Source organism: Kolteria novifilia (assembly GCA_007748055.1).
Lineage (GTDB): Bacteria > Planctomycetota > Planctomycetia > Kolteriales > Kolteriaceae > Kolteria > Kolteria novifilia.
In genome coordinates this window covers 4,167,391-4,188,165 of the sequence record CP036279.1, presented here as the reverse complement: position 1 = coordinate 4,188,165, position 20,775 = coordinate 4,167,391, and the positions used below count along the sequence as shown (strand labels likewise).

Here is a 20,775-nt window from a genome sequence, read left to right as displayed (position 1 = left end):
ATGCGGTGATCACCTCGTTCGTCTTAATCCCTTTTGTCGAGGAGATGTTCTCACGAGGAACGGGCTGGTTCGGATTCGATCGCATTGGTTCAAGACGAATCGCTGTTCGTGGTCACTGCGCGACGCGAGGTTCTCGACCGCAGCGTACTTGTCAAACGAAGATGGTGGCTTCGTGATCGTGGTCCGATGGGAAGACGTTGGGGAAAGGAGAATCCACGAGATAGAGAAGGGCGGAGAGGTCTGAGGCACGTGTCGATCGGTCCAACAGTCTTTGATCGTACGAGGGGTTCTTAGAAGGGAAAGAACGCCCAGGCAAGCCAGAGGCAGCCGATCGAGCCGGCCCAGCCGAGTAGGATCATCACACCATCCTCGCCGACGAGGCCCAACGAGAGGAGAAGGATCGCCGCCGCGGGGGCCGAGACTCCAGCTGGAACGAGCGCCAAGGGGAACATCGTCAGGGCAAGCGCGATGCAGATGATCGGCGTCACGTAGGAGAAGGGAGATTTGGTTAGGAATCCCAATCGGTGATGGATCAGCTTGTCGAGCCACCCGAGATATCTCTTCGACTTGTCACATGCCTTGATAAGTTTCTCGGTGGAGATCGAGGCCTCGGCCACTCGCTTCGGCAGCCAGATCCCCTGTTGACCGATGAACATTTGGACGGCGACGCAGATGATGAGCGTTGCCGTCAGGATGGATGCTCCGGGAATGCCGCCGATGATGGGAATCAGTGCCAGGAGAGCGGGGATGAAAAGGAGCGGTCCGTGAGCCCGACCGCCGAACGCATCGCGCACGTCGCCGGCATCGATACTCTCGTCGTCGGACGATTCGGCGCTCTGCTTGAGTTGATCGAGGACGCCCTTGATCGTGGTCGGTTTCTCGTCGGAGCCGCTCCGCTCCTGGTCGTCGGTCTGGTCCGAACTCTCCTCGGCATCGCGATCGGTATTGTCGGGATCATGTGGGTTGGTCGTCGCATCCGGTTCGTCAACCTCGCAAGTGGCGTCGGGTTCGACAGTCTCGGATTGTTGCTGGTTCATCGCCACGGCGTTGCTGGTCATCCCACATACTCCCGACACTTCGTTCCGGGCGACACTCGCCCTCTCTCGCGTGGCGGACCTCGGAGTCCTCAGGGTCTGCCCGAGTCGTCCAAGGCCCGCACTACATCGCACTAGGCCGTTTGAGCGGAAAGGTTACCGCGTGTCGCGATGATCCAGATCGCGTGGACCAGTCCTGGCAGGTAGCCAAGGAGGGTCAGGAGAATGTTGAGCCAGAAGTGGATTCCGAAGCCGACCTGGAAGAAGACTCCAACCGGGGGAAGCAACACGGCCAGAAGGATTCGGAAAAAGTCTCCAACAGTCATCACATCGTCCTTTCGCGGAATATGAGTCTCTTGTGCCGGCGGCGTCAGGCGCCAGCGTTATTTCCTGCCTGTGAACGCCGAGACCATCATGCAACTCCCTTGCCAAACGAGAGATCTTTCCGCGGTCCGTTGATCGGTTCGTGGCTTGCCGTGAACGTCCCACTTGACCAATCTCGGCGTCGAAGATCGCGACGAAATGATGGATTCGCCCGCGTACTTCCCTCCTTGAGCTTGGCGAACGCCGATCGTTCTCGTCTTGGCAGCGAATCACCGCTCCGCGAGGTCCTGATTGGCAAGTTCGTTGTCCGGAACCTCATCTCCTCTATCGTGCGGGAGTGTGCTGCATCAAAGGCGGCTTCCCCATGCCCACGGCACCCGTCCGTTTTGGCGGCAATGAGCAATCCGAACGGTCCTGCTGAGGGGCCACGGTTGAGGGAGGCTGAAATTGGTCTAGGCCAGACCAAGATGATCTATTGCCGACCAGGCACACTTCGGCCGAGAATCGTTTGCGGGGAGAGGGAACTCCTTCGACGTGGGCCAAAGGAGTGGATCGCGACCGCGGGAGTTAGCTGCGCCTGCCCGGGGGATCGACGTACAGGGTTTGTGAGCGAATGGCGCGGAATTCGAATGCGGAATCCTGTCAGCCGATGGGAGAATTCCCGGCGCGATCGCCGTCGCGCGAGTCCCAGGATTTGGGGAGAGCCGTCTCCTGGGAGAGCGGCCCCGTGCGACAGTGCCTAAACAGGATCTTTTCACAACCTTTCATGAGCGAGTCGGACGAACTTTGTAGAACGTTCTCGCGAGTGACCGATGGATGTCGGACCGAGTCATGAAGACAGTTGTCATCGTCAATTCCAACGCGGGTGGAGGGACTTCGCGAGAAGAAGTCGAGGCGGCGTGCGCGTGCATGGGTGACCTCTCGGTCGTGATGAGCGAAGCTCCCGGAGATGCCGAGCGACTGGCTCGCGAAGCGGTTGAGGAGGGAGCGGACCGCGTCTTCGCCGCCGGCGGCGACGGAACGGTAAATGAAGTCCTCAATGGGCTTGCGGACGGGTTCGACCGCGTCGAGATGGGGATTCTCCCCATGGGGACGGGGAACGATCTGGCGCGGTGTCTCGGGCTGCCGCCGCAACTGCTTGATGCGGTGACGTTTGCGTGCGACCAACCATCATTGCCGACGGATGTGGTGCATGTGCATGGAGAAACGTCGCGTTTTGTGCTAAACGTTTCGGCGGGAGGTTTTGGACCGATGGTCGGCGAGAAGCTGACCAGCGAGTCGAAGACCTTTTGGGGACCGCTGGCCTACATGAAGTCGGCGGTCGAATCGTTGGCGGAGATCGAAGCGTTCCGGTGCCGCGTCGTTGCGGACGAGGAACCGATGGAAGCGTCTCTGCTGAACGTGGTGGTGGCCAACGGAACGCACGTGGCGGGAGGCATCCCGATCGCGCCGTCGGCCAAGCTCGACGATGGATATTTTGACGTGTTGCTATTTCCCGACGTCGCACTTCCGGACTTGGCGGTACTGGTTCCTATGGTGCTGGCCGGAGTTCATGAAGAGAGCGAACGGCTCATTCGCCGCCGCTGCCGTTCCCTTCGGATCGAATCGGATCCACAAATGATGTTTAACGTCGATGGTGAGATCTTCGGTGGGACGCCGCTCGCCTTCGACATCCTTCCCCGCGTTCTGCGATTGGTACGCCGCCCCTAGATAACACGAGTTCGCGACGACTGGTCATCGAAGAAGGTCTAGCTGTAGGTTTAACGAGAATCCGAGGACGTCCCTTGCCCCGTCACCTTGCCATCGGCGATATACACGGATGTTATCGAGCGCTGCGGACGCTGTGCGACTTCGTTGAGCTGCGCGACGATGATGTGATCATCACTCTTGGAGATTATGGCAATCGCGGCCCCGATACCCGGGCCGTGCTCGAATGGCTGCTCCAACTCGAGGAGAAGTATGACCTCAAGCCGCTGCGCGGAAACCACGACGTCCGCATGCTTAGGGCGCGCAAGGGGAAGTCGGGGCTTCGCGAGTTGATGACCGTCGGCGGCGGCGCCACCCTCAAGTCCTACTCGTCGTCGAAAGGGAACTCGGCCCGACTGGCCGACATTCCCAAGGAGCACTGGGAGTTTCTCAAGAGACGCCTATTGCCCTATTTCGAAACCGAGACGCATTTCTTCGTCCACGCCAATGCCGACCCCAAGCTCCCCCTCGCCGAGCAGTCCGAGGAGACGCTTTACTGGGAGTCGTTCAACGATCCGCCGCTGCATCAGTCGGGTAAGATCATGGTCTGCGGGCACACTTCGCAGAAGTCGGGACGCCCTCGTTTCAACGGAAACGCTATCTGCATCGACACTTGGGCATGTGGAAACGGCTGGTTGTCCTGCTTGGACGTCGACTCGGGAACAATTTGGCAAGCCAGCCAGAAGGGGAAGACTCGGCATTTGTCCATGGAGGACCTGTGACCAACGCTGGCTTCACTCACTAAAAGGGCGAGCAAGCGATAGGCTCTACCTTCTTCCGTTTCTCACCGCGACAATTCGATGGAAGTGGAGCTCGACCTCTCGATCGAGCACGCGCGCGAGGCCTGAAACGAGGCAATTCGGCTCGTTGACGGTCTGCCCGATGCGAAGGATCTCCGCGAGGGAAGTTCCCGGCGAGACCGTGAAAGTCTCCTGCTGAATGATCTGGTTGCCGGCGTCGAGTTCGGGAACCACGAAGTGGACGGTGGCGCCGTAAGTCAGCATGCGGTGGGTGTGCGCGTCGTGGTAGGGACGGGCGCCGGGGAAAGCTGGGAGAAGGCCGTGGTGGAGATTGATGATCCGGCCGCCGCCGAATTGCCAGCAGATGTCTGGGGGCAGGACGCGCATGTACCTCGCGAGGACGATGTAGTCGGCTTGGTAGGAGTCGATGAGCTCGGCGAGGCGTTGGTTGTTGGGGACGCCTTCCTCATCTCCGATCATCTCCCAAGGGAGGTCGAACTCGGTGGCCAGGGGGCGGCAACTCTCGCGGTTGCCAATCATCACGACCGCTTCGGCCGCAAGTCGTCCGGTGCGAATCGTCTCGAGTATCGCGCGAGCCGGTTCGGGGCGATGGGTGGTGCAGATCGCCACGCGCGCGGTCCGCTGTGGAAAATCCCGGCACCACGTCCGAATCGTGAGGCCTTTCTCCTTGCCGATGTCGTCCATGCGTTGCCGCAATTCGTCCACGGATCCCGCGGATGACGGCCAGTCGAACCGGGTGAGCATCGCGAAGACGCGGGCTCGGTCGTGGTCGTACATCTGGATTTCGGCGATGTTGGCGCCGTGCGAGGTGACTTCGTGCACGATGGGATCCGCGAGGCCTCTGTTGTCGGGCCCCAGCGCGGTGATAATGACCTGCATGGAATCTCGTTCACTCCGCGAATGAATCAACGGGCTGCTAGCACCAGGTCTTCTTATCGACGAGGTTGATCAGCGGCTCGTCGCGTCCAAACCGACTGATGTTCTCGATCAGCACCGCGAGATGTCGCTCGGCGATTCTCGGTGAGTAGCCCGCGACGTGGGGTGTGATGATGGCGTTGGGCAATCGCCAAAGCGGATGATCGCTGGGAAGGGGCTCCACCTCGAAGACGTCGAGGCCCGCGCCGGCGATGAGTTCCTCCTCCAAGGCATCGGTGAGGTCGTTCAGGTCGACGATCGCTCCTCGGCCGATGTTGATGAGGTACGCGGAACGCTTCATACGTTCGAACTGGGGACGACGAAACAATCCCTCGGTCTCGGGGGTGTGCGGCGCGGCGATCACGACGACGTCACTTTCGGCGAGGAGCAACTCGAGCTTGTCGGGCGCGACGACCCACGCGACATCCTCGCTCGGCACCATCGGTCGCGGATCGGCCGCGACGACGCGCATCTGAAAGCTGGTCGCGCGTCGCGCGATCTCCAACCCGATCGCTCCCATCCCGACGATTCCCATCGTCAGATCGCTGAGACAGCGATGCGCTCGCTCGATCGGACCGACGTACGCGGGCCCCGTGGCGAAGGAGACGCGGGCGTCCTCCCCGCCGATGGGAGCCCACCGGGCGGAGAGTTGTTGACGGATGTACTGATGAAGGTTTCGCGTGAAGCAGAGAAGGTAGCCGAAGACCTGATCGGCGATGACATCGGAGAAGAGCCCACGCATGTTCGTGACCAAGCAGGGGTGGTCGATCAGCTCCGGAAAAAGGTAGTGTTCGAGACTCGCCGTCGGAGCTTGGACCCAGCGGAGCCGGCCAGCGGCCCTGAGCATTCTCGGCGTGATCCGTCCAATCAACGCGTCGGCATCGACGATCTCCTCGCACGCGCGGTCCTCGTCGGCGACGTTGACGAGGCGATCGCCGGGCCCCACGTGGGACTTGAGCTGGGCGAGTCGTTCCGAATCGACCTCGGGAAAGAGCATAACCTTCATGAAGACGCGTTTCCTCGGCTGCGCGCGACAGACTTGGCGTTGACCAGGAGATTGTACAACGCGATCGCGCCGAAGGGGGGCGACTCGGTTCTCCGCGGCGGGGGCCGAGGATGAACGAGAGCGTGCCTTGGCGCTTGAGCGCGTTCCGCGCGATCGGCGAACCGATCGCGCGAGAGTAGACGGGAAATACACCGACACTGGGAGCGGTCGTCAATGATCCAGATGCCGCGAGACCACGCCTTTTCCAGCGAGACAGGAGCTGGTCCAAACCGCAACGTGGAACTCAAGGCCTCGCTCGACGACTTGGGGGAGGCGCGCGAGTTGGCGCGGAAACTCGACGCCAACTTGGCCTCCGTCGAGCGTCAGCGCGATCGCTACTTTCGGTCGCCGGTCGGACGATTGAAAGTCCGAGACATCGACGAACGCGAGACGTGGCTGATCTGGTACGTCCGTCCCGATGAGGCTGGCGAGAAGACGAGTCGCTACTGGCTCCGTCCCATCGCCGATCCTGAGCGGGGCTTGCGCATCCTCGAACATGGGCTGGGGCTCGAGATCGTCGTGAGCAAATGCCGAGAGGTATGGCTCTGGCGCAACGTTCGCATTCATCTCGATCAAGTCGAGGGGCTCGGAGATTTCATCGAGTTCGAGGCGGTTTTGAGTCCGGATCAAACGGAGGCCGAGGGAAAAGAGCTTCTCGTCAAGCTGCGCGATTGGTTCGGCATCACCGAGGCGTCGCTTCTCAAGAGCTCCTACCGCGAACTTCTCTCGCAACGCACCGGCGTTCACCTGTAGCTATTGGACGCCACCACCTCCGGTCCGCGCCGGGGCCGCGACGACGCCCGGCTTGCATCGCTTGAGGTGCTGACTCTCAAGGTTTTCGTGGAGCCAGGTGAGCGTTCGGATCACTTCCGTGGCGATTTCGGGGTTGGACTCGAGCAGTTCCTTGAAGGCTTGCCGGTCGAGTCCGAGTCAGAGGGTATCCTCCGTCGCGATCGCCGTGGTGGTGGCGACCTTGGTATCGGGAAACGCGTAGCCGAAGGACGCGGACTCGGATCGCTCCTCAGCGACCAGAACTGGAGCGTGCCGAGGTTCAGCGCCACGTCGACCAGGAGCACGAGAGTCATGAGCAGGTAGAAGTCGTTCGCGTCGGCGCGCTGTGCGAACCAGATCGACAGAAAAGCGATGCCCAGCAGGAAGTAGGTGCAACTGATGAGGCGATCGAGGCGCAGGCGTGAGAGGAAGCGCGCGTAGAGCAGGGTGGTAACCACGCCGATGCCCGCCGAGAGAATGAACAGGATTGGGAAGAGTCGCGGGCTGAGCTTACTGAGAAATATCGTGTACGCGACGGTGCGTCCCACCGCGACACTGGCCCCGATCAAACAGAAAAACAGCAGAAAGGAGCGGACGAACGTCACCCGCTCGTCGGATCGAACTTGAAACAGCGAGTCAAGGGTGAAGATCACGTCCGGTTCTCGAATGGTCCGCTTGCGTCAATTGCCTGTTGAGGGCGAAGCGCGGGCGATGGCAAGCTCCGTTGGGGTTCCCGCTCTCTCTTCACCAGACTTTCAGACGGGGAGCGGATGGCATCCCACAAGAGACATGGGAGTGGCGCGTAGAAGAGACCGAGCCGGCGCCGGTCATCCCCAACTCTCATCCGAACGAGGTGGCCGGTGGAACGTGGCGAACGCTTCACGAGGGCCTCGAGGGGCGTGTCGTCTCCGTTGCACTCCCTGCGGTCCCGTTCTACAATGCGTGCCGGTTCGCCTCCGATGTCGCTTCGTTCGTCGAAGGGGCGTCGGCGCGGGGAGAGCCGTGGGCATCTTCCTCGATCTCCCTTCGATCGAGACGTCGAACATTCGCAAGAGCTGGAGGCCGCGTGGCGGACCCGATTCGCAAGGCGTTGGACGAGTTCGCCGAAAGTCGCAAGAACCTTCTCGAGCAACTCGGCAAAGTCATCGTTGGTCAGAATGAAGTCGTCGATCAAATCCTCGCGGCGATCTTCACGCGGGGACATTGCCTCTTGGTCGGCGTGCCGGGACTCGCGAAGACCCTAATCGTCAGCTCGATCAGCCGCATTCTCGACTTGGCGTTCAAACGGGTCCAGTTCACCCCCGACTTGATGCCGAGCGACATCATCGGCACCAACGTGCTCGAGGAGAACGAGCAGGGCCAGCGCGAGTTTCGTTTCGTGCAGGGGCCGATCTTCGCGAACCTGGTCCTCGCCGATGAAATCAACCGTACGCCTCCGAAGACTCAAGCGGCTCTGCTGCAAGCGATGCAGGAACGGGAAGTGACGGTCGGGCAGACGACCTACAAGCTCCCCGAGCCGTTTTTTGTCATCGCGACGCAGAACCCGATCGAGCAGGAAGGAACCTACCCGCTTCCCGAAGCTCAACTCGACCGCTTCATGTTCAACGTGAAGATCGACTACCCGACGCTCGCGGAAGAGGAGAAGATTCTCTCGGCCACGACCAAGGGGGAGACGGCCAGCGTCGAGAAAGTTCTCAGCAGCCGGGCGATCCTCAATCTGCAAAAGCTCGTCCAGAGCGTGCCGACCAGCGACCAGGTGATCAAGTATGTCGCCCGCTTGGTGCGATCGACCCGACCCAACAGTGCCGAGGCCTCGGAGATCGTCAAGGAAATGGTTGATTGGGGAGCCGGCCCGCGTGCGGGTCAGAACTTGATCATGGGAGGCAAGGCGATCGCCGCGATGGATGGCCGCTTCACGGTGGCGATCGACGACATTCGCAAGGTGGCCATTCCGGTCCTACGGCATCGCATCAGCACCAACTTCCAAGCGTCGGCGGAAGGAATCTCGCCCGACGACGTCATCCGTCGGTTGCTCGAAACCGTTCCCGAGCCGGAAATCGCGAAGTACCAAAAGCGACGGGGATAGGATCACTTCGTGGGTGGTCTGGTCGGTGACTTCGTCGACTCCGTTGATTCGGCGACCAAATCTTCCTCCCGGAGATCGAGTGTCTCGGCGGGCCTCAGTCGAATCTCAACGCTTTGCTGAGCCGCGGGACGGCTGTCGCGACTGGTCATCACTTGCAGGTCGTCGGCCGTCGAACGCAGTCGGTCGAGCGAGTAGCGCACCACACTAATCTGCTTGAGAAAGTCGTTGGCCGAGAGCCCGCTGGCATGACGCGCCAATCCGGCGGTCGGCAGAAAGCTCGACGGTCCCGCGGCGTAGTCGCCCACCGCGGTCGGCGTGTACTGACCCAAGAGGACCGAGCCCGCCGATTCGATCTTGGGAAGCAACGCCTCCGGATCGGCGGTGGCGATCAGGAGCCTCTCGGGCGCCACGCCATTGGTGAGCTTGCACGCATCCTCCAATTTGGGAACGACGACGATCGCGACGCGTTGCTCGATGAGGGCTTCCTCGGTAGTCGATGCTTCCCATTTCTCGCACTGCCGCGCCAGGTACTCCTCGACGGACTCCGCGAATCCCTCGTTGGGAGTGACGAGCAGGGCGATGCCTTGGTTCTGTTCCACCTGGCAAAGCAGATCGGCGGCGACGTAGTGCGGATTGGCCGAGTCGTCCGCGATGATCGCGATTTCCGAGGGAGCGTTTGGAAGATCGGTCCCGATCCTCTTGGAGAGGCGGTTCTTCGCCGCTTCAACGAGCGTGGTCCCCGCGCCGACGATCATGTCGACCGCGGGCATGTCCTCGACGCCTCGGGCAAGCGCGGCCACGCCTTGAATCCCGCCAACACGGTAGACCTCGGTAAGGCCCAACTCTCGACAGACGCCGAGTAGCTCGTCGGCATCGATGCCGGAAGCGGCTTGAGGAGCGAGCACGGCGATCTGGCGAACGCCGGCCGCTTGAGCCGGTACCACGCTCATCAGGAGCGACGTGATCGCCCTGGGGCCTGAAGGGATGCAGACACCGATGCGGCCGATTGGCCGGTAGAGCAGTTGAAGTTCGTGATCTCCCATCGGCAATGTCGCCGACCGGTGGAGGATGCCCGCTTGAAAGGTGCGCAATTGACGGCGATGGCGACGTAGGACGTGGAGCAGGATCGGATCGGTCTTCCCGTGAGCGTCAGCCAATTCCTCGGCCGTGACGCGCATCCGTTCGGGAGTGACGTCGTAGCCCTTCAGGCGACGCGTCAGTTCGAGCACGGCATCGCGCCCGCGTTGCTGGACTTGCTCGCAGACGCGATCGACCAACGATGTCACGTCGAGGGGCGCGCCGAAGACCGACTCGATTCGCGCGCTGACCTCGGGGTCGAGGGCGGCATGACACGTGGCCGCCTCCCGACGGAGGGTGGCGATCTCGTCCAATACACAATCGCTGTCGTGGTCGATCCGTCGAACTCGTAGCGATTTGCTCATGCGGTCTCCGTTCGCGTCCTTGATCCGTTCCCAGGGGCTGCGGTACTCCCTCCGCTTCACACGGTTTGTACGAAGGGACGGAATCGAGACTAGCAGGCTCTAGGGAGATGCTCGCGCCCCGTCGCGTCATGGCCGGCAACTCATTCGGACAGAATGCTTTCGGTGGCATGGCCGACGTGGGAACACCAACATCGGAACTGCTGGAGGGTCGCGTGGCAAATGAAAAATAGGACGTCGTCGCGAAAGGTCCGCTCTCGCGGATGCCGAGAGTCGCGTTCAACCATGAAAGGGGCACGTCAACCTGGTGCGGTTCGCGTGGGCGCTTTGCCAGAGAAACGTAGCCAAAGCCAGAAGGCCAAGCCACAAACGAAGAAGATGATGCTGATGTTCTGCGAGATGGTTAAGCCGTCAAAGAGTGGTCGCTCGTCGAAACGAAGAAACTCGACCAGGAATCGCCCGATCGCGTAGAGCATTGCGAAGAGGGCCGTCACTTCGCCGATCCGCCGCCTCAGCGGGTAGTACGCCGAGAGAAAGAAGAAGAGAAGGAACCCGGAGATGCTGCTGTAGATCTGCGTCGGCTGGACGGGAAGACTCCATGGAGCGTGGACATTCAGGGTGATCGACTTGCCGTCGCGAGCCACCTCGAGAGTGTACGGCGCGGATTCGATCTGGAAGTCCTCCTTCATCTTCAAAATGTCGGCGATTCGGCCGTTGAGTAGCGGCTGTGGCTCGATCGCTTCTCCTTGGATCTTCAGAACGCGATCCCCCGTTCGCAAGCCGGCAAGAGCGGCGGAGGAACCAGGTTCGAGGAAAAGGACGCGGGCGTCGTTTGGGTTGACGACGAAGCCGAGAGGGCTTTGGTGGCCGAAACTGGTCATGCGGTATGCCGGTGGACTGCCGGCGGGAAAACGAAGCGCCCACGACTGCTCGCAGTAATCGCCGTAGCAACAGCCATTCATCAGGCAGCCGAGCCGTCCGATTCCCATGCCGAGCGCAAGCGAGGGAGTGATGATGTCGAGCAATTGCAGGCCGCGCAGACTCTTGAGCCGGGCGAAGAGAAGGAACGCCGCCAGCCCGCCGATGGCCGCGCCGTAGACGACCAGCCCGCCACGCCAGAGCGCGAAGAACTCGGCGATTGGATTGAGGAACTGGTCCCATTTTTGAATGACGAAGAAGAGTCGCGCCCCGAAGATGCCGCCGACGAAGAGCCAGAAGGCGAGATCCCAGATGAGATTGGGATCAATGTTCTCGCGTTGGGCGCGGCGAGCGGCAAGGCGCGTTCCCGAGTAGAACGCGATGACCACGAGTAGGCCGTAACCGTAGATCGGCCATCCGAAGATCTCGAAGAGGACTTGTCGCAACGGCAGCTTCCTTGCCCGTGGACGGTGTCAGGAGACCGAGGGTTCTTCCCACCGTTCGACAACGGCGTTGTGTTCGTCGAGGATCGCGACGCGTGGTTGGTGGCTCGCTACTTCGTCGGGAGTCAGGAACGCGTACGAAAAGACGATGATACGGTCGCCCGGTTCGGCCAACCGCGCCACGGCTCCGTTGAGCCCAATGATCCCCGAGCCGCGCTGGCCTCGGATCACGTAGGTTTCGGCGCGCTGTCCCGTCGAGAGATTGGCGATGGTCACCACCTCGCTGGCCAGGAGTCCGACCGCTTCCATCAAGTCTTCATCGATGGTCACCGAGCCGTGGTAATCAAGCACGGTTTCGGTCACCGTCGCCTTGTGGAGTTTCGACTTGAGCAAGCGGAGGTGCATGGTGCCTACAGAATCCCTCAGGGGCTTAATAGGGCGTTGTCGATCAGCCGCGTCTTTCCGAAGCGAACCGCTAGCGCCGCCAACGCGGGGCCGTCAATCCGTTCGATCGGTTGCAGCGTGGCCGCGTCGACAATTTCCGCGTAGTCGACCACCGCCCGGTCCGTTGATTTTAGCAGATTGACCATTTCAAGTCGAACGCGATGCGGGTCGCGCTCCCCCTTGGCCACCAGTCCCTCCGCCCGCGCCAACGCTTGGGAGAGGACCACGGCATCGCGCCGTTCCTCCTCGGAGAGGTAGCTGTTTCGGGAACTCATCGCAAGACCATCCGCTTCGCGGACGATCGGGCAGACGCGAACCTCGACCGGGAAATTGAGGTCCGCCGCCATCCGCTGGATCAGCAGAGCCTGCTGGTAGTCCTTCCGGCCGAAGTAGGCGCGGGTGGCGGGGAGGATGTTGAAGAGTTTGGCGACTATCGTCGCGACCCCGACAAAGTGTCCAGGTCGGCTGCCGCCGCAAAGCGGTTCCTCCAGGTCGGAAACTTGGACATTCGTCAGGCTCCCCGGAGGATACATCGTCTCCTCGGCTGGGGCGAAAATGAGATCGATGCCGACTTGCTCGCAGAGTTCTCGGTCGCGCTGCGGCGTGCGGGGATAGGCCTGAAAGTCTTCGGTTGGACCGAACTGGGTCGGATTGACGAAGATCGTCGCGGCCACCAAATCGTTCTCGGCCTTCGCAGCCTCCATCAGGCTGAGGTGCCCCTGGTGGAGGTTCCCCATCGTCGGAACCAGGCCAGTCGTTCTCCCCGCGCAGCGAGCCTCCATCACCCAAGCGAACGCTTCCCCCGGATCGGTGATCCATCGTAAGGTTCGGTTGCTCATGGGGTTAACTCCGGAAATGTCGTCATGGTGGAAACCGAGTCGTGGTATCGACGATCAACTAATCGACCGGCCGTGGTGGCTGTAGGGACGCGAAGAAAGCCTCGAGCATGCCGAGCGGGTTCTGGCGGCCGTCAATGGTCGGAAGCGAGATCCCCGAACCCTCTTCGCACCGGGGGACGTCCTCTTCCGCCCACAGCACCCATGTTCTATGTGGCTCGGCACCCCATTCGGCAAGTGTCGTTTCTTGCCAGGTCGTCGATGACAAGGAGTCGGGGTAGGGTGTGCCCGTTTTCCTTCCCGGAGCGATGTCGAACACGCGCCAGCCCGGACGGGAGGATGCCGCGAGGTTCTCCGCGACCTCAAGTGTCCGTTCATCGTGGCTGACGAGGACGAGCGTTGCCTCGGGGGCGATCGCCCGCTCGAGGAGTTCTCCGGCCGTTTGGCGAAGGGTCGGGATGACTACGTCGGGGTTTAGATCCGCCAGCGGATCGAGGGCGAAGCGGCGAAAGTGCATCCTCGGATGGGGAACGATGAGGGCGGGGGTCGCGATGAGCTGATCGCCGACAAGCAACAGATCGAGATCGATGGTCCGCGCCGCCCAGTGCTCGCCGCGAACCCGCCCCAGGGTCGCTTCGACTTCCTGGAGTCCCGTTAGGATCTCTTCCGCCGAATGGATGGTCTCGAACGAAAAGCACCCGTTGATGTAGGGAGGCTGATCGGCGGGGCCTCCCGCGGGAACAGTCTCGAAGAGACGGCTCGGACGTAACGAGGGCAGATCGAGCCGGCGAGCGATTTCCCTCGCGGCTCGATCGTAGGTTCGTTTCGGATCGCCGAGATTGGCTCCGAAGGCGACGTAAACCGTGGTCATGACTGCGCCAGCAACAACATTTGTAGGTAGGAACGGCGCTCGACGTCGGTGTATCCGAGCGTCTCGGCCAGTTCGAGCACCTTTCGCCGGGCGTCATCAAGGGACTGGTCGTCCGCTTGCGCCTCGATCTCGAGGAAGGATCCAAGGCCGTCGACGTCGTCGAGGGCGATCTCGAGCGTCAACTCCTTCCAAACCATGTCGAGAACGACACGGGTCTTCGCCACGGAGATGACATCGCGAAACCCGACCTCGAGCAGAAGGGCGGCGAAATCATCGCGACTGGATTCTCCTGGTGCCAGCGTGACCTCGATTTCACGTCGGGTTTTGGTGGCCGAGTCGATCTTGGGGCCCTTATAGGTGACTCGATTGTGTTCGCCGTCGACGCGAACGCGCACCGCTTCGTCGGTTTCGGCGAAGTCGCGGCAAGGGTGATTGAAATAGCGGTCGATCTGCCGCTTTGATTTAATCTCCTTGGCTCCCAGCTTTTCCAGCTTTGCCCGGAGTCCGGCGACATCCGTCACGTGGAATTTGAGTTCGACTTCGTAATTCATGGTTGGTCCTTTGAATCCATTCATCGCCATGGCGCACGTTTGTCAACTTGTCCGGTATTCTTACGATGATGGGCGTTGTGGTGTCGGCGCTTTCCGCGAAGCGACCGGCAGAGTTCTTTTCACTCCGCCATGAATGAGTTACCCTAGGATCGATTGGTGGAACGTGGTGTAATCCCTTCGGCGGCGCTCGCAGGTTACCGCGTCCCACGCTCTCGACGACGAAGAGCCCCTCCGGCCGCGTTGGAGGGGACGATTCGCCGGCGCCTCTATCTAACGGAATACGGTCCTATGGCGCAGCAGTCGCTTGATGCGACCAACCGGCCCCTGTCGCTCGATCAGGTCGCCGACCGAATCAACGATGTCTCCACACTACCCGAGGTGGCCCTCCGCGTCGTGCAGGTGGCCAATGATGCGCGCTCGTCGGCCAGCGACCTCAAACGGGTTCTAGAGAACGATCCTGCCCTGACCGCCCGGGTGCTGCGAACCGTCAACTCGAGCTATTACTCGCTTCGCTACAACGTCCATTCCGTTCAGCAGGCCATCGCTCTGCTCGGGTTTAACCAGATTCGCAATCTTGCCGTCACCGCCTCGGTCGCCGATGTTTTCACGAAGGACATCGGCATTAGGCGCTACTCGAGACGGGAGCTCTGGCGTCACTTGGTAAGCGTCGCCGTCGCCTCGCGGATGATCGCGTCTCGCTGCGGATTGGCCGGCTTCGAGGAGGCTTACCTCGCTGGGCTGTTGCACGATTGGGGAATTATCCTCGAGGATCAATATCTCCACGAGGAGTTCGTGTCGCTCGTGGCCCAGCTTCCCGAAGATGTCCGATTTGCCGACGCGGAGCAAGCTGTCTTTGGCTTCGACCACGCGGAGTTGGGAGGACGAATCGCCGAACGTTGGAAGTTCCCGCCGGCGACCCTCGCGGCGATCCGCTACCACCACTCCTCCGATCAGTGTTCCGACCGGGATGAGTTGCCGATCGTTCAAGCGGTCGAATTGGCGAACTACTTGTGCACGTCCAAAGGCATTTCCGCGATTCGGTCCGCGCCCGTGGGAAAGCCGAGTCTCCAAGCTCTTGAGTCTCTCGGGGTCACTCGAGAAGATTATCGCGTGTTGTGGGAAGACATCGATGCCGAGCTACGCGACGCGCGATCGCTCCTGACCATCTAATTTCATCGAGTGGCGACCATAGGCCCATGAGCGATCTTGACCGAGACCTGCTCGAACTCTTCGGCAACGATGCCCCGTTGGCGTCGCCCGATGCGCACTTCCTGGAACCGATGGTGCGAGCGCTCGAGGAGGTGCCGACTCGTCGGCTGGTGCTCGTCGGTCGTCAGGGGGAAACGCTCGCGGCGTGGACGGCGCCCGAGTCCGATCCCGACTTCCCCGACACGTTTGACTGGGCGACGCTAGCAGCGCCACCCGATGGACTTGCGGTCCATCATCGCGGCGACGATCGAGGTCCGTGCGTCGCGATCGCCCTCGAGGATCCCTATGTGGGTCCGACGACGCTCGTCATCCAACTCGTCTCGGAACACGACTTGCCCCAAGTCGAGTCACTGGCGCGGTGGATAACTTCGCTCGGGGAGATGATTCTTCACCAATTTCGTCGCGACGAGGAAGTCCCGACGTTGAAGGCTCGACTCGATCAGATGGCTCGCCAGCAAGAGACGTTTCGGCAGGAGCACGCGCGGATTGTCGCGATGAACCTCGAGGAACACGACGCGAGGATCAACGAGAAGCGTTTTCGCGAACGATTGCAGCGGGAGGTCTCGCAGCGCACCCGCGAACTTCGAGCGCACGCCGATGAGTTGCTCCGGGCCAATCGCCGCATGGAGCGGGACTTGGCGGCGGCGGCACGCATCCAACGTTCGCTGCTTCCTCGGGAGATCCCGCGGGTGAAGGGAGCGGAGATCGCGTGGTTCTACCAGCCGTGCGAGGAACTCGCTGGGGACTCGCTGAACGTCTTCCGGTTGGACGAGAAGACGCTGGCGATGTACGTCCTCGATGTCAGTGGCCACGGCGTTCCCGCGGCGCTTCTGTCGGTGACCCTCAGCCGGGTGCTTTCGCCCTTTCTCGATCAGTCCTCCATTCTCAAACGCCGGATTGATCGGCCTCCCTGGTACCAACTCGTCGCGCCGGCGGATGTCGCCGAGAGTCTCAACAGTCAGTTCCAAAGCGAGCGCGCTCTCGATCAGTATTTCACGATCGTCTACGGGCTCTTCGAGGAGGAGACGTGTCGGTTCCGTTTCGTCGCGGCCGGGCACGGCGGGCCGGTCTATTTACCGGCAAGCGGGACGCCGAAGATCCTAAGCGTTCCCAGCTTTCCCATCGGTTGGTTCGACGCGCCGACTTACACCGAGCAAGTGATCGAGCTCTCGCCCGGGGATCGGCTCTTGCTCTACTCCGACGGCGTGACCGATGCGAACGATTCTTCGAAGCAGGGCTTCGGGAGCGAGGGGATCATCCGAGGATTGACGGAGCAACGCGACAAGCCGCTCGCGTCGGCCCTCGACGGGTTGGCGCAGCGGGTGCTCGATTGGGGAGAAGGGTCGCCGGTTCATGACGACGTCTCGATGATCGCCTTGGAGATCCGAACCGAGGAGTCATCGACGTCTTCTTAGGATGCGTATCTTCGTGGGGCGAAGTTCTTCGCGTGAGGATGGTTCTTGACCGATCGCTTGGGGGGCGATTTGTCGTCGGGTGGGTCTTGATCCACCATCAAGGTCGACGCACGGGGCTGGCGAGCAGCCAGCGGCATCCTGGTAGAACCTAAACCATCACCGGGGTGACGCGACTGGGTGGTTGGCATCCAGTGTCACCCCGATGTCAAGTCGATCGAAGGGCGTGAATTCGCGGCTTGCGAACTCGGCTAGTGCGGGTAGTTGGGAAGCAGGAAGTAGCCACACCACCGCGGCGGCATGACCCAAAGAAAGTCGTTGCGACCGGGAAGGGTTTGGAAACCGGTCGGCGGATAGTCGACTTCACGCCACTTCGGCTCAAAGCGAGTGTCGCCGCAAACAAACGCCTTCTTCTTGCACTGGTGCGTCCACGCCGGGCAGGGGCATCCCTTTTCGTGGTAGCGCGAGAGCCAGCGCAGGATCTTGCGGCACTTCTCGCGCTTGCGCCGCTTCTTGTCGAGATGGGTGATCACCTCCTGGCAAGGGATCTCCTCGTCGACAATGACTTCAACGGTTCGGTCGTGATCGATCTGGATGATCGCCGGGTCGGCTGGTTTCGGGCCGGCCTCCGGTTTGGTCTCCCCTCCGTACAGAGAGGGAGTCCCGAGCATCGCTCCGAGAAGGAGCAGCGGGACGCAATATCCCCGACGCATAGGTACCTCCGTGTTGGCGCATTGATTCCAACTCGCGAATGGGCGGGGGCAGGGGGCTCTCGCGGGTAGTCGTTCACCAGCCCGGTCGGCACACTACCGATCTCCCTTTCGAGAGGATGTGGGTGTCCAAGGACGCGCAGTCGTCCCTTGGGTCACGCAAGTATGGACGTTGGGCGCGGCGTCGCAACGAAGTGTGGCCCCAGTTAAGGCAACTTTTCGGGATGCCTGTCAATCGAATCGCTAGGGAACTTGAGGTTGTCGCGACCGACCCAGACGCCGAGAAATGTGGCCGATTGTCGGGTTTCGACTAAAGTCGCGAGCGGGCTCTCTCGGAACACGTCATGTCGGGTGGGTCTTGACCCACCATCAAGGTTCACGAGGTCCACGCACCGGCTGACGAGCTGCCAGGGGCACCCGACGCCGAGGGGCAAGCCAGTCCCTTCTGGTCGAATCACAACGGCTTGGTTTGGAGTGAGCGGAAAGCCGGCTCAGTTGATCGGCAATGCCTGGATGATGCCGCCCTTGCCCGAGAAGAGGGTGAAGGTTGTTCTCAGCCCGTTCCAGCTCAATCGAGCGCGAACCTTGCCGTCGGCGTCCGAGAAGTTGAGCCCGTCGCCGACGCCGGGACCTTCGCCCTTGTCGATCGACTGCGTCCAGATGCTCGCGGCGACGTTGCCCTCGCCGTTCTTGAGGACCATGACGGTTCCGTCGGACTTGTTGTCGGAGTCCCCGACGCTTGAACCGGCGACCAGGAGCAAGCCGATCACGAGAAAGGAACCGATTTGGGCCCACTTTAGGCGGCGATTCTGCGTCTCCAAGCGGGCGAGCCGAGCGGAAATGTCCATCGTGCTGGTCTCCGATAGGGTGTCATCTCATGGTCGCCGATCCATCGTTGGATCGCGACGCCTTCCAGCATAGCGAATTTCGCGTCGAGTTCACCGAAACGTCATGCCAAGCCGCGACGCTTGCGGATCCACCATTCGAGGGAAAGAAAGAGGAAGAAGAGAAGGAGCGTTTCCCAGCGATCCCAGAGGTTGATCTGGGTGATCTGAGCTACCTCCTGGTTGAGGTCGCGATCGGCCAGCGATTTGAGGAAACGAGGTAGCTCCTCGGGATTGCGAAACTCGCCGTCGGTCATCTCGGCCATGCTGCGCAGCAAGTCGTGATCGGCGGCCAACTGCTGCATCTCGGCGTTGGCGTCGTAGACGAGGAACTTGACGGTCGTCTCGCCAAGATCCTCCTTGCCGTCGACCGCCCGCACTTTCACCTCGTAGTCGCCCGGTTGGTCCGACTTCCAGAAGGTCGCTTGGTAGGCATCCCCCTTCTTAAAGAGCTCCAGGGGAACCTCGCTCCCATCGGGAATGGAGACAACCGCCTGGGCGACCGCGCTGGGCAGAGGCGTCCCGTCGGCCTTTTCGATGCTGACGTCGACGCTGAGCTTTTGACCCGTCGCCAAACGGCGCCGGTCGAGCTTGACCCGGATGAAACTCCCGGTGGCGTCGTCCTTGTGAGCGAGCCAAAGGATCAGCTGCCGCCAGAACTTCCTGTGGGCGGCGATGCCCTCGGCGCCGCGGCGCCAGCGCCACGTCGTGTCGCCAGCGAAGGCGAGGACGCGGCCGGCGCCGTAGTCCTGGGCGACGAGCAGGGGCTTGCCGTCCGACGAGGTGGCGAGGAGTTGAGCGAGCGGTTTCTCCCCCGACCAGGTGCTTGAACCGTCGAGTGGTCGCAACTTCGCCCAGATCTCCCGGTTCGATTCCTCGTTGGACGTGAGCCGGAGAATGAAGTGTCGCAGGCCGGCGGCGGTGGGTTCCATCTTGACCGCGCCCTTGCGTTGGACGTCGGCCGGGTTGATCTGGACGGGGAGGGCCTCGGAGACGGGCGTGGCTCCCCAACCGCCGGGACCGAAGCTCTCGTAGCCTCCCATCATCAGCAACCCGGCTCCCTCTTCGACCGCCTTTCGCAAGGTGCGAAGTTGGTCGTCGGAGAATTGGTTGGCGCTGACGTCGCCGAGAACGTAGACATCGTAGTCGCCCGAGGAAAGGAGCCGGTCGAGTTCCCCCTTGGCGCCGGCATCGCGGCCCGCCTCGTCGAGAAGGAAGAGCTGCGAAAGCTCGATGTCGGGCGAGCGATCGAGCGCCCAACGGAGAAACTTCGGCTCCCAGAAGCGGTACTTGCCTTCGATCGCGAGGACGCCGATACCCCCGGAGCGAACCGTCACGTAGGTGCTGATCGTGTTGTCGGTCGTCAGCAGCTCCCCGTCTTGGGGGTCGACTTGCATCGTGACTTTGACGTCGCCGGCGTCGGTCGACTTGGGAATCGCGGTCAGGTCGACGAGGACCGTTTCGTTGTTTCGCTGGTAGGTGATGAAGCTGTTGTCGACTTCCTGGCCGTCGAGCAAGAGTTTGACGGGGACCGGCTTGCCGACGAAGCCGCTTCCCTGGAACTCGCCCCGAACGGTCATCTTGTTTTTGGCGAAGACGGTGGGACTGGCGAGGATCTTGGTGGCGGCGATGTTGTTCATGTTCTCGCCGACGGTCTCCTGGCCGAATCCGAAGGCGTAGACCGGGATCTTTTGAGCCTTGAGTTGTCTGGCGACGGTGGTGGGGGAGAGCCCTCCGGTGTTGGCCCCGTCGGTCATCACGATCACCCCGGCGATCCGTTCGCCCGCGGAGCGTTGTAGCGCCTCGACGATGGCGTCGCCGATCGTGGTCTGGGTGCCATCGGGTTTTTCGCCCGCCAGGATCGACTCGACGAGTCGGCCGTCAAACTGGAACTGACGGATGTTGACCTTTTCCAGCAGGGCGGTGAAGGCCTCGCCGGACTCTTGCGTCATCCGCTGCATCATGTCCCAACGGGACTGGCTGTTGACCATGTCGCGGAGCTTCATGCTCTCGGACTTGTCCGCGAGGATCAGCAGTGTCGACATCTCCTCGCTGGTGGTCTGGAAGACGAGACTCGGACGGAGCAGGACGAACCCGACCAGCGCGATCGTCAACCAACGCAACGTCAGCAGGAGACGGCGCGCGGGGGTCCCCCGCCGGTAGGTCCAGTGGGAAAAGGCGAGCAGGCCCGCGATCGCAAGTAGCACCAGCGGCCAGGGCCACACTGGGTTCAGGTAAACACTCATCGTTCTCAATGGTACGGGGAGCGCTGGCTAGCTGCCAAGACTTTGGTCCCTCCGGGGCGATCTGGCCCTGGGAGCAAAGGGTCGAACTCCCGAATTTCTCCGAGGGACGACTTGGGCAATGTCTCATCAA

20 protein-coding genes are annotated in these 20,775 nt (G+C 61.6%); 6 read left to right on the top strand and 14 right to left on the bottom strand.

What is annotated here, in order from left to right; all coding sequences use genetic code 11:
- Positions 1–290 precede the first annotated feature (290 nt).
- Positions 291–1,058, bottom strand: coding sequence for an exopolysaccharide biosynthesis protein (locus Pan216_RS15390; RefSeq protein WP_145259068.1), 768 nt, complete (start codon positions 1,056–1,058; stop codon positions 291–293).
- Between the two features lie 110 nt (positions 1,059–1,168).
- Positions 1,169–1,360: a YqaE/Pmp3 family membrane protein gene (locus Pan216_RS15385; protein ID WP_145259066.1), complete on the bottom strand. Its 192-nt coding sequence runs from the start codon at positions 1,358–1,360 to the stop codon at positions 1,169–1,171.
- A gap of 829 nt (positions 1,361–2,189) precedes the next feature.
- Between Pan216_RS15385 and Pan216_RS15380 the strand changes: the two genes are divergently transcribed.
- Together Pan216_RS15380 and Pan216_RS15375 are read left to right on the top strand one after the other, a co-directional pair.
- Complete coding sequence (locus Pan216_RS15380; RefSeq protein ID WP_419192570.1) at positions 2,190–3,068, top strand: diacylglycerol/lipid kinase family protein; 879 nt, start codon at positions 2,190–2,192, stop codon at positions 3,066–3,068.
- Positions 3,069–3,142: 74 nt separating this feature from the next.
- Positions 3,143–3,826 carry a metallophosphoesterase family protein gene (locus Pan216_RS15375; protein WP_145259063.1) on the top strand — a complete coding sequence of 228 codons (684 nt, stop codon included), beginning with the start codon at positions 3,143–3,145 and terminating at the stop codon, positions 3,824–3,826.
- A gap of 45 nt (positions 3,827–3,871) precedes the next feature.
- Here Pan216_RS15375 and Pan216_RS15370 read toward each other — a convergent pair whose 3' ends face one another.
- Together Pan216_RS15370 and Pan216_RS15365 are read right to left on the bottom strand one after the other, a co-directional pair.
- Entirely contained in the window at positions 3,872–4,744 is an 873-nt protein-coding gene (locus Pan216_RS15370) for a formyltetrahydrofolate deformylase (RefSeq protein ID WP_145259061.1), read from the bottom strand.
- Between the two features lie 37 nt (positions 4,745–4,781).
- Positions 4,782–5,786: a D-2-hydroxyacid dehydrogenase gene (locus Pan216_RS15365; RefSeq protein ID WP_145259060.1), complete on the bottom strand. Its 1,005-nt coding sequence runs from the start codon at positions 5,784–5,786 to the stop codon at positions 4,782–4,784.
- A gap of 213 nt (positions 5,787–5,999) precedes the next feature.
- Here Pan216_RS15365 and Pan216_RS15360 point away from each other — a divergent pair, with 213 nt between their 5' ends.
- Positions 6,000–6,578, top strand: coding sequence for a class IV adenylate cyclase (locus Pan216_RS15360; RefSeq protein WP_145259058.1), 579 nt, complete (start codon positions 6,000–6,002; stop codon positions 6,576–6,578).
- Positions 6,579–6,688: 110 nt separating this feature from the next.
- Here Pan216_RS15360 and Pan216_RS15355 read toward each other — a convergent pair whose 3' ends face one another.
- Positions 6,689–7,249: an MFS transporter gene (locus Pan216_RS15355; RefSeq protein WP_145259057.1), complete on the bottom strand. Its 561-nt coding sequence runs from the start codon at positions 7,247–7,249 to the stop codon at positions 6,689–6,691.
- Between the two features lie 413 nt (positions 7,250–7,662).
- Here Pan216_RS15355 and Pan216_RS15350 point away from each other — a divergent pair, with 413 nt between their 5' ends.
- The gene (locus Pan216_RS15350; protein ID WP_145259055.1) at positions 7,663–8,682 is read left to right on the top strand and encodes an AAA family ATPase; all 1,020 of its coding nucleotides are present in this window, start codon (positions 7,663–7,665) and stop codon (positions 8,680–8,682) included.
- 2 nt (positions 8,683–8,684) lie between these two features.
- Here Pan216_RS15350 and hisD read toward each other — a convergent pair whose 3' ends face one another.
- The 6 genes from hisD to cyaB all read right to left on the bottom strand — a co-directional run bounded on the left by hisD (position 8,685) and on the right by cyaB (position 14,184).
- Positions 8,685–10,124 (bottom strand): histidinol dehydrogenase, encoded by a 1,440-nt coding sequence (gene hisD / locus Pan216_RS15345; protein ID WP_145259053.1) that lies wholly within the window; start codon positions 10,122–10,124, stop codon positions 8,685–8,687.
- A gap of 296 nt (positions 10,125–10,420) precedes the next feature.
- Positions 10,421–11,485 carry a prolipoprotein diacylglyceryl transferase family protein gene (locus Pan216_RS15340; RefSeq protein WP_419192569.1) on the bottom strand — a complete coding sequence of 355 codons (1,065 nt, stop codon included), beginning with the start codon at positions 11,483–11,485 and terminating at the stop codon, positions 10,421–10,423.
- A gap of 27 nt (positions 11,486–11,512) precedes the next feature.
- Positions 11,513–11,887 carry an aspartate 1-decarboxylase gene (gene panD, locus Pan216_RS15335; RefSeq protein WP_145259049.1) on the bottom strand — a complete coding sequence of 125 codons (375 nt, stop codon included), beginning with the start codon at positions 11,885–11,887 and terminating at the stop codon, positions 11,513–11,515.
- 17 nt (positions 11,888–11,904) lie between these two features.
- Positions 11,905–12,765 carry a pantoate--beta-alanine ligase gene (panC, locus tag Pan216_RS15330; protein WP_145259047.1) on the bottom strand — a complete coding sequence of 287 codons (861 nt, stop codon included), beginning with the start codon at positions 12,763–12,765 and terminating at the stop codon, positions 11,905–11,907.
- 58 nt (positions 12,766–12,823) lie between these two features.
- Entirely contained in the window at positions 12,824–13,633 is an 810-nt protein-coding gene (gene folK, locus Pan216_RS15325) for a 2-amino-4-hydroxy-6-hydroxymethyldihydropteridine diphosphokinase (RefSeq protein WP_145259044.1), read from the bottom strand.
- On the bottom strand, positions 13,630–14,184 hold the full coding sequence (gene cyaB, locus Pan216_RS15320; protein WP_419192568.1) for a class IV adenylate cyclase: 555 nt from the start codon (positions 14,182–14,184) through the stop codon (positions 13,630–13,632). The genes folK and cyaB overlap by 4 nt, the downstream gene beginning before the upstream one ends.
- Before the next feature lie 288 nt (positions 14,185–14,472).
- Between cyaB and Pan216_RS15315 the strand changes: the two genes are divergently transcribed.
- Positions 14,473–15,354, top strand: a complete 882-nt coding sequence (locus Pan216_RS15315; RefSeq protein ID WP_145259039.1) for an HDOD domain-containing protein — start codon at positions 14,473–14,475, stop codon at positions 15,352–15,354.
- A gap of 26 nt (positions 15,355–15,380) precedes the next feature.
- Positions 15,381–16,808 (top strand): PP2C family protein-serine/threonine phosphatase, encoded by a 1,428-nt coding sequence (locus tag Pan216_RS15310; RefSeq protein ID WP_145259038.1) that lies wholly within the window; start codon positions 15,381–15,383, stop codon positions 16,806–16,808.
- A 248-nt stretch (positions 16,809–17,056) separates the two neighbouring features.
- Here Pan216_RS15310 and Pan216_RS15305 read toward each other — a convergent pair whose 3' ends face one another.
- From Pan216_RS15305 to Pan216_RS15295, 3 genes are all read right to left on the bottom strand, one after another.
- On the bottom strand, positions 17,057–17,518 hold the full coding sequence (locus Pan216_RS15305; RefSeq protein ID WP_145259036.1) for a hypothetical protein: 462 nt from the start codon (positions 17,516–17,518) through the stop codon (positions 17,057–17,059).
- A 488-nt stretch (positions 17,519–18,006) separates the two neighbouring features.
- Positions 18,007–18,363, bottom strand: coding sequence for a hypothetical protein (locus Pan216_RS15300; protein ID WP_145259034.1), 357 nt, complete (start codon positions 18,361–18,363; stop codon positions 18,007–18,009).
- Positions 18,364–18,464: 101 nt separating this feature from the next.
- On the bottom strand, positions 18,465–20,645 hold the full coding sequence (locus Pan216_RS15295) for a glutamine amidotransferase (protein WP_145259032.1): 2,181 nt from the start codon (positions 20,643–20,645) through the stop codon (positions 18,465–18,467).
- Positions 20,646–20,775: the final 130 nt, after the last annotated feature.

Bases quoted from the DNA above. Each gene is read 5' to 3' on its own strand.
- Pan216_RS15305 (WP_145259036.1), bottom strand. From the start codon at position 17,518: ATGCGTCGGGGATATTGCGTCCCGCTGCTCCTTCTCGGAGCGATGCTC.
- cyaB (WP_419192568.1), bottom strand. From the start codon at position 14,184: ATGAATTACGAAGTCGAACTCAAATTCCACGTGACGGATGTCGCCGGA.
- Pan216_RS15310 (WP_145259038.1), top strand. From the start codon at position 15,381: ATGAGCGATCTTGACCGAGACCTGCTCGAACTCTTCGGCAACGATGCC.
- hisD (WP_145259053.1), bottom strand. From the start codon at position 10,124: ATGAGCAAATCGCTACGAGTTCGACGGATCGACCACGACAGCGATTGT.
- Pan216_RS15380 (WP_419192570.1), top strand. From the start codon at position 2,190: ATGAAGACAGTTGTCATCGTCAATTCCAACGCGGGTGGAGGGACTTCG.
- panD (WP_145259049.1), bottom strand. From the start codon at position 11,887: ATGCACCTCCGCTTGCTCAAGTCGAAACTCCACAAGGCGACGGTGACC.
- Pan216_RS15300 (WP_145259034.1), bottom strand. From the start codon at position 18,363: ATGGACATTTCCGCTCGGCTCGCCCGCTTGGAGACGCAGAATCGCCGC.
- Pan216_RS15365 (WP_145259060.1), bottom strand. From the start codon at position 5,786: ATGAAGGTTATGCTCTTTCCCGAGGTCGATTCGGAACGACTCGCCCAG.
- panC (WP_145259047.1), bottom strand. From the start codon at position 12,765: ATGAGCAACCGAACCTTACGATGGATCACCGATCCGGGGGAAGCGTTC.
- Pan216_RS15385 (WP_145259066.1), bottom strand. From the start codon at position 1,360: ATGACTGTTGGAGACTTTTTCCGAATCCTTCTGGCCGTGTTGCTTCCC.
- Pan216_RS15370 (WP_145259061.1), bottom strand. From the start codon at position 4,744: ATGCAGGTCATTATCACCGCGCTGGGGCCCGACAACAGAGGCCTCGCG.
- Pan216_RS15360 (WP_145259058.1), top strand. From the start codon at position 6,000: ATGATCCAGATGCCGCGAGACCACGCCTTTTCCAGCGAGACAGGAGCT.
- Pan216_RS15315 (WP_145259039.1), top strand. From the start codon at position 14,473: ATGGCGCAGCAGTCGCTTGATGCGACCAACCGGCCCCTGTCGCTCGAT.
- folK (WP_145259044.1), bottom strand. From the start codon at position 13,633: ATGACCACGGTTTACGTCGCCTTCGGAGCCAATCTCGGCGATCCGAAA.
- Pan216_RS15295 (WP_145259032.1), bottom strand. From the start codon at position 20,645: ATGAGTGTTTACCTGAACCCAGTGTGGCCCTGGCCGCTGGTGCTACTT.
- Pan216_RS15390 (WP_145259068.1), bottom strand. From the start codon at position 1,058: ATGACCAGCAACGCCGTGGCGATGAACCAGCAACAATCCGAGACTGTC.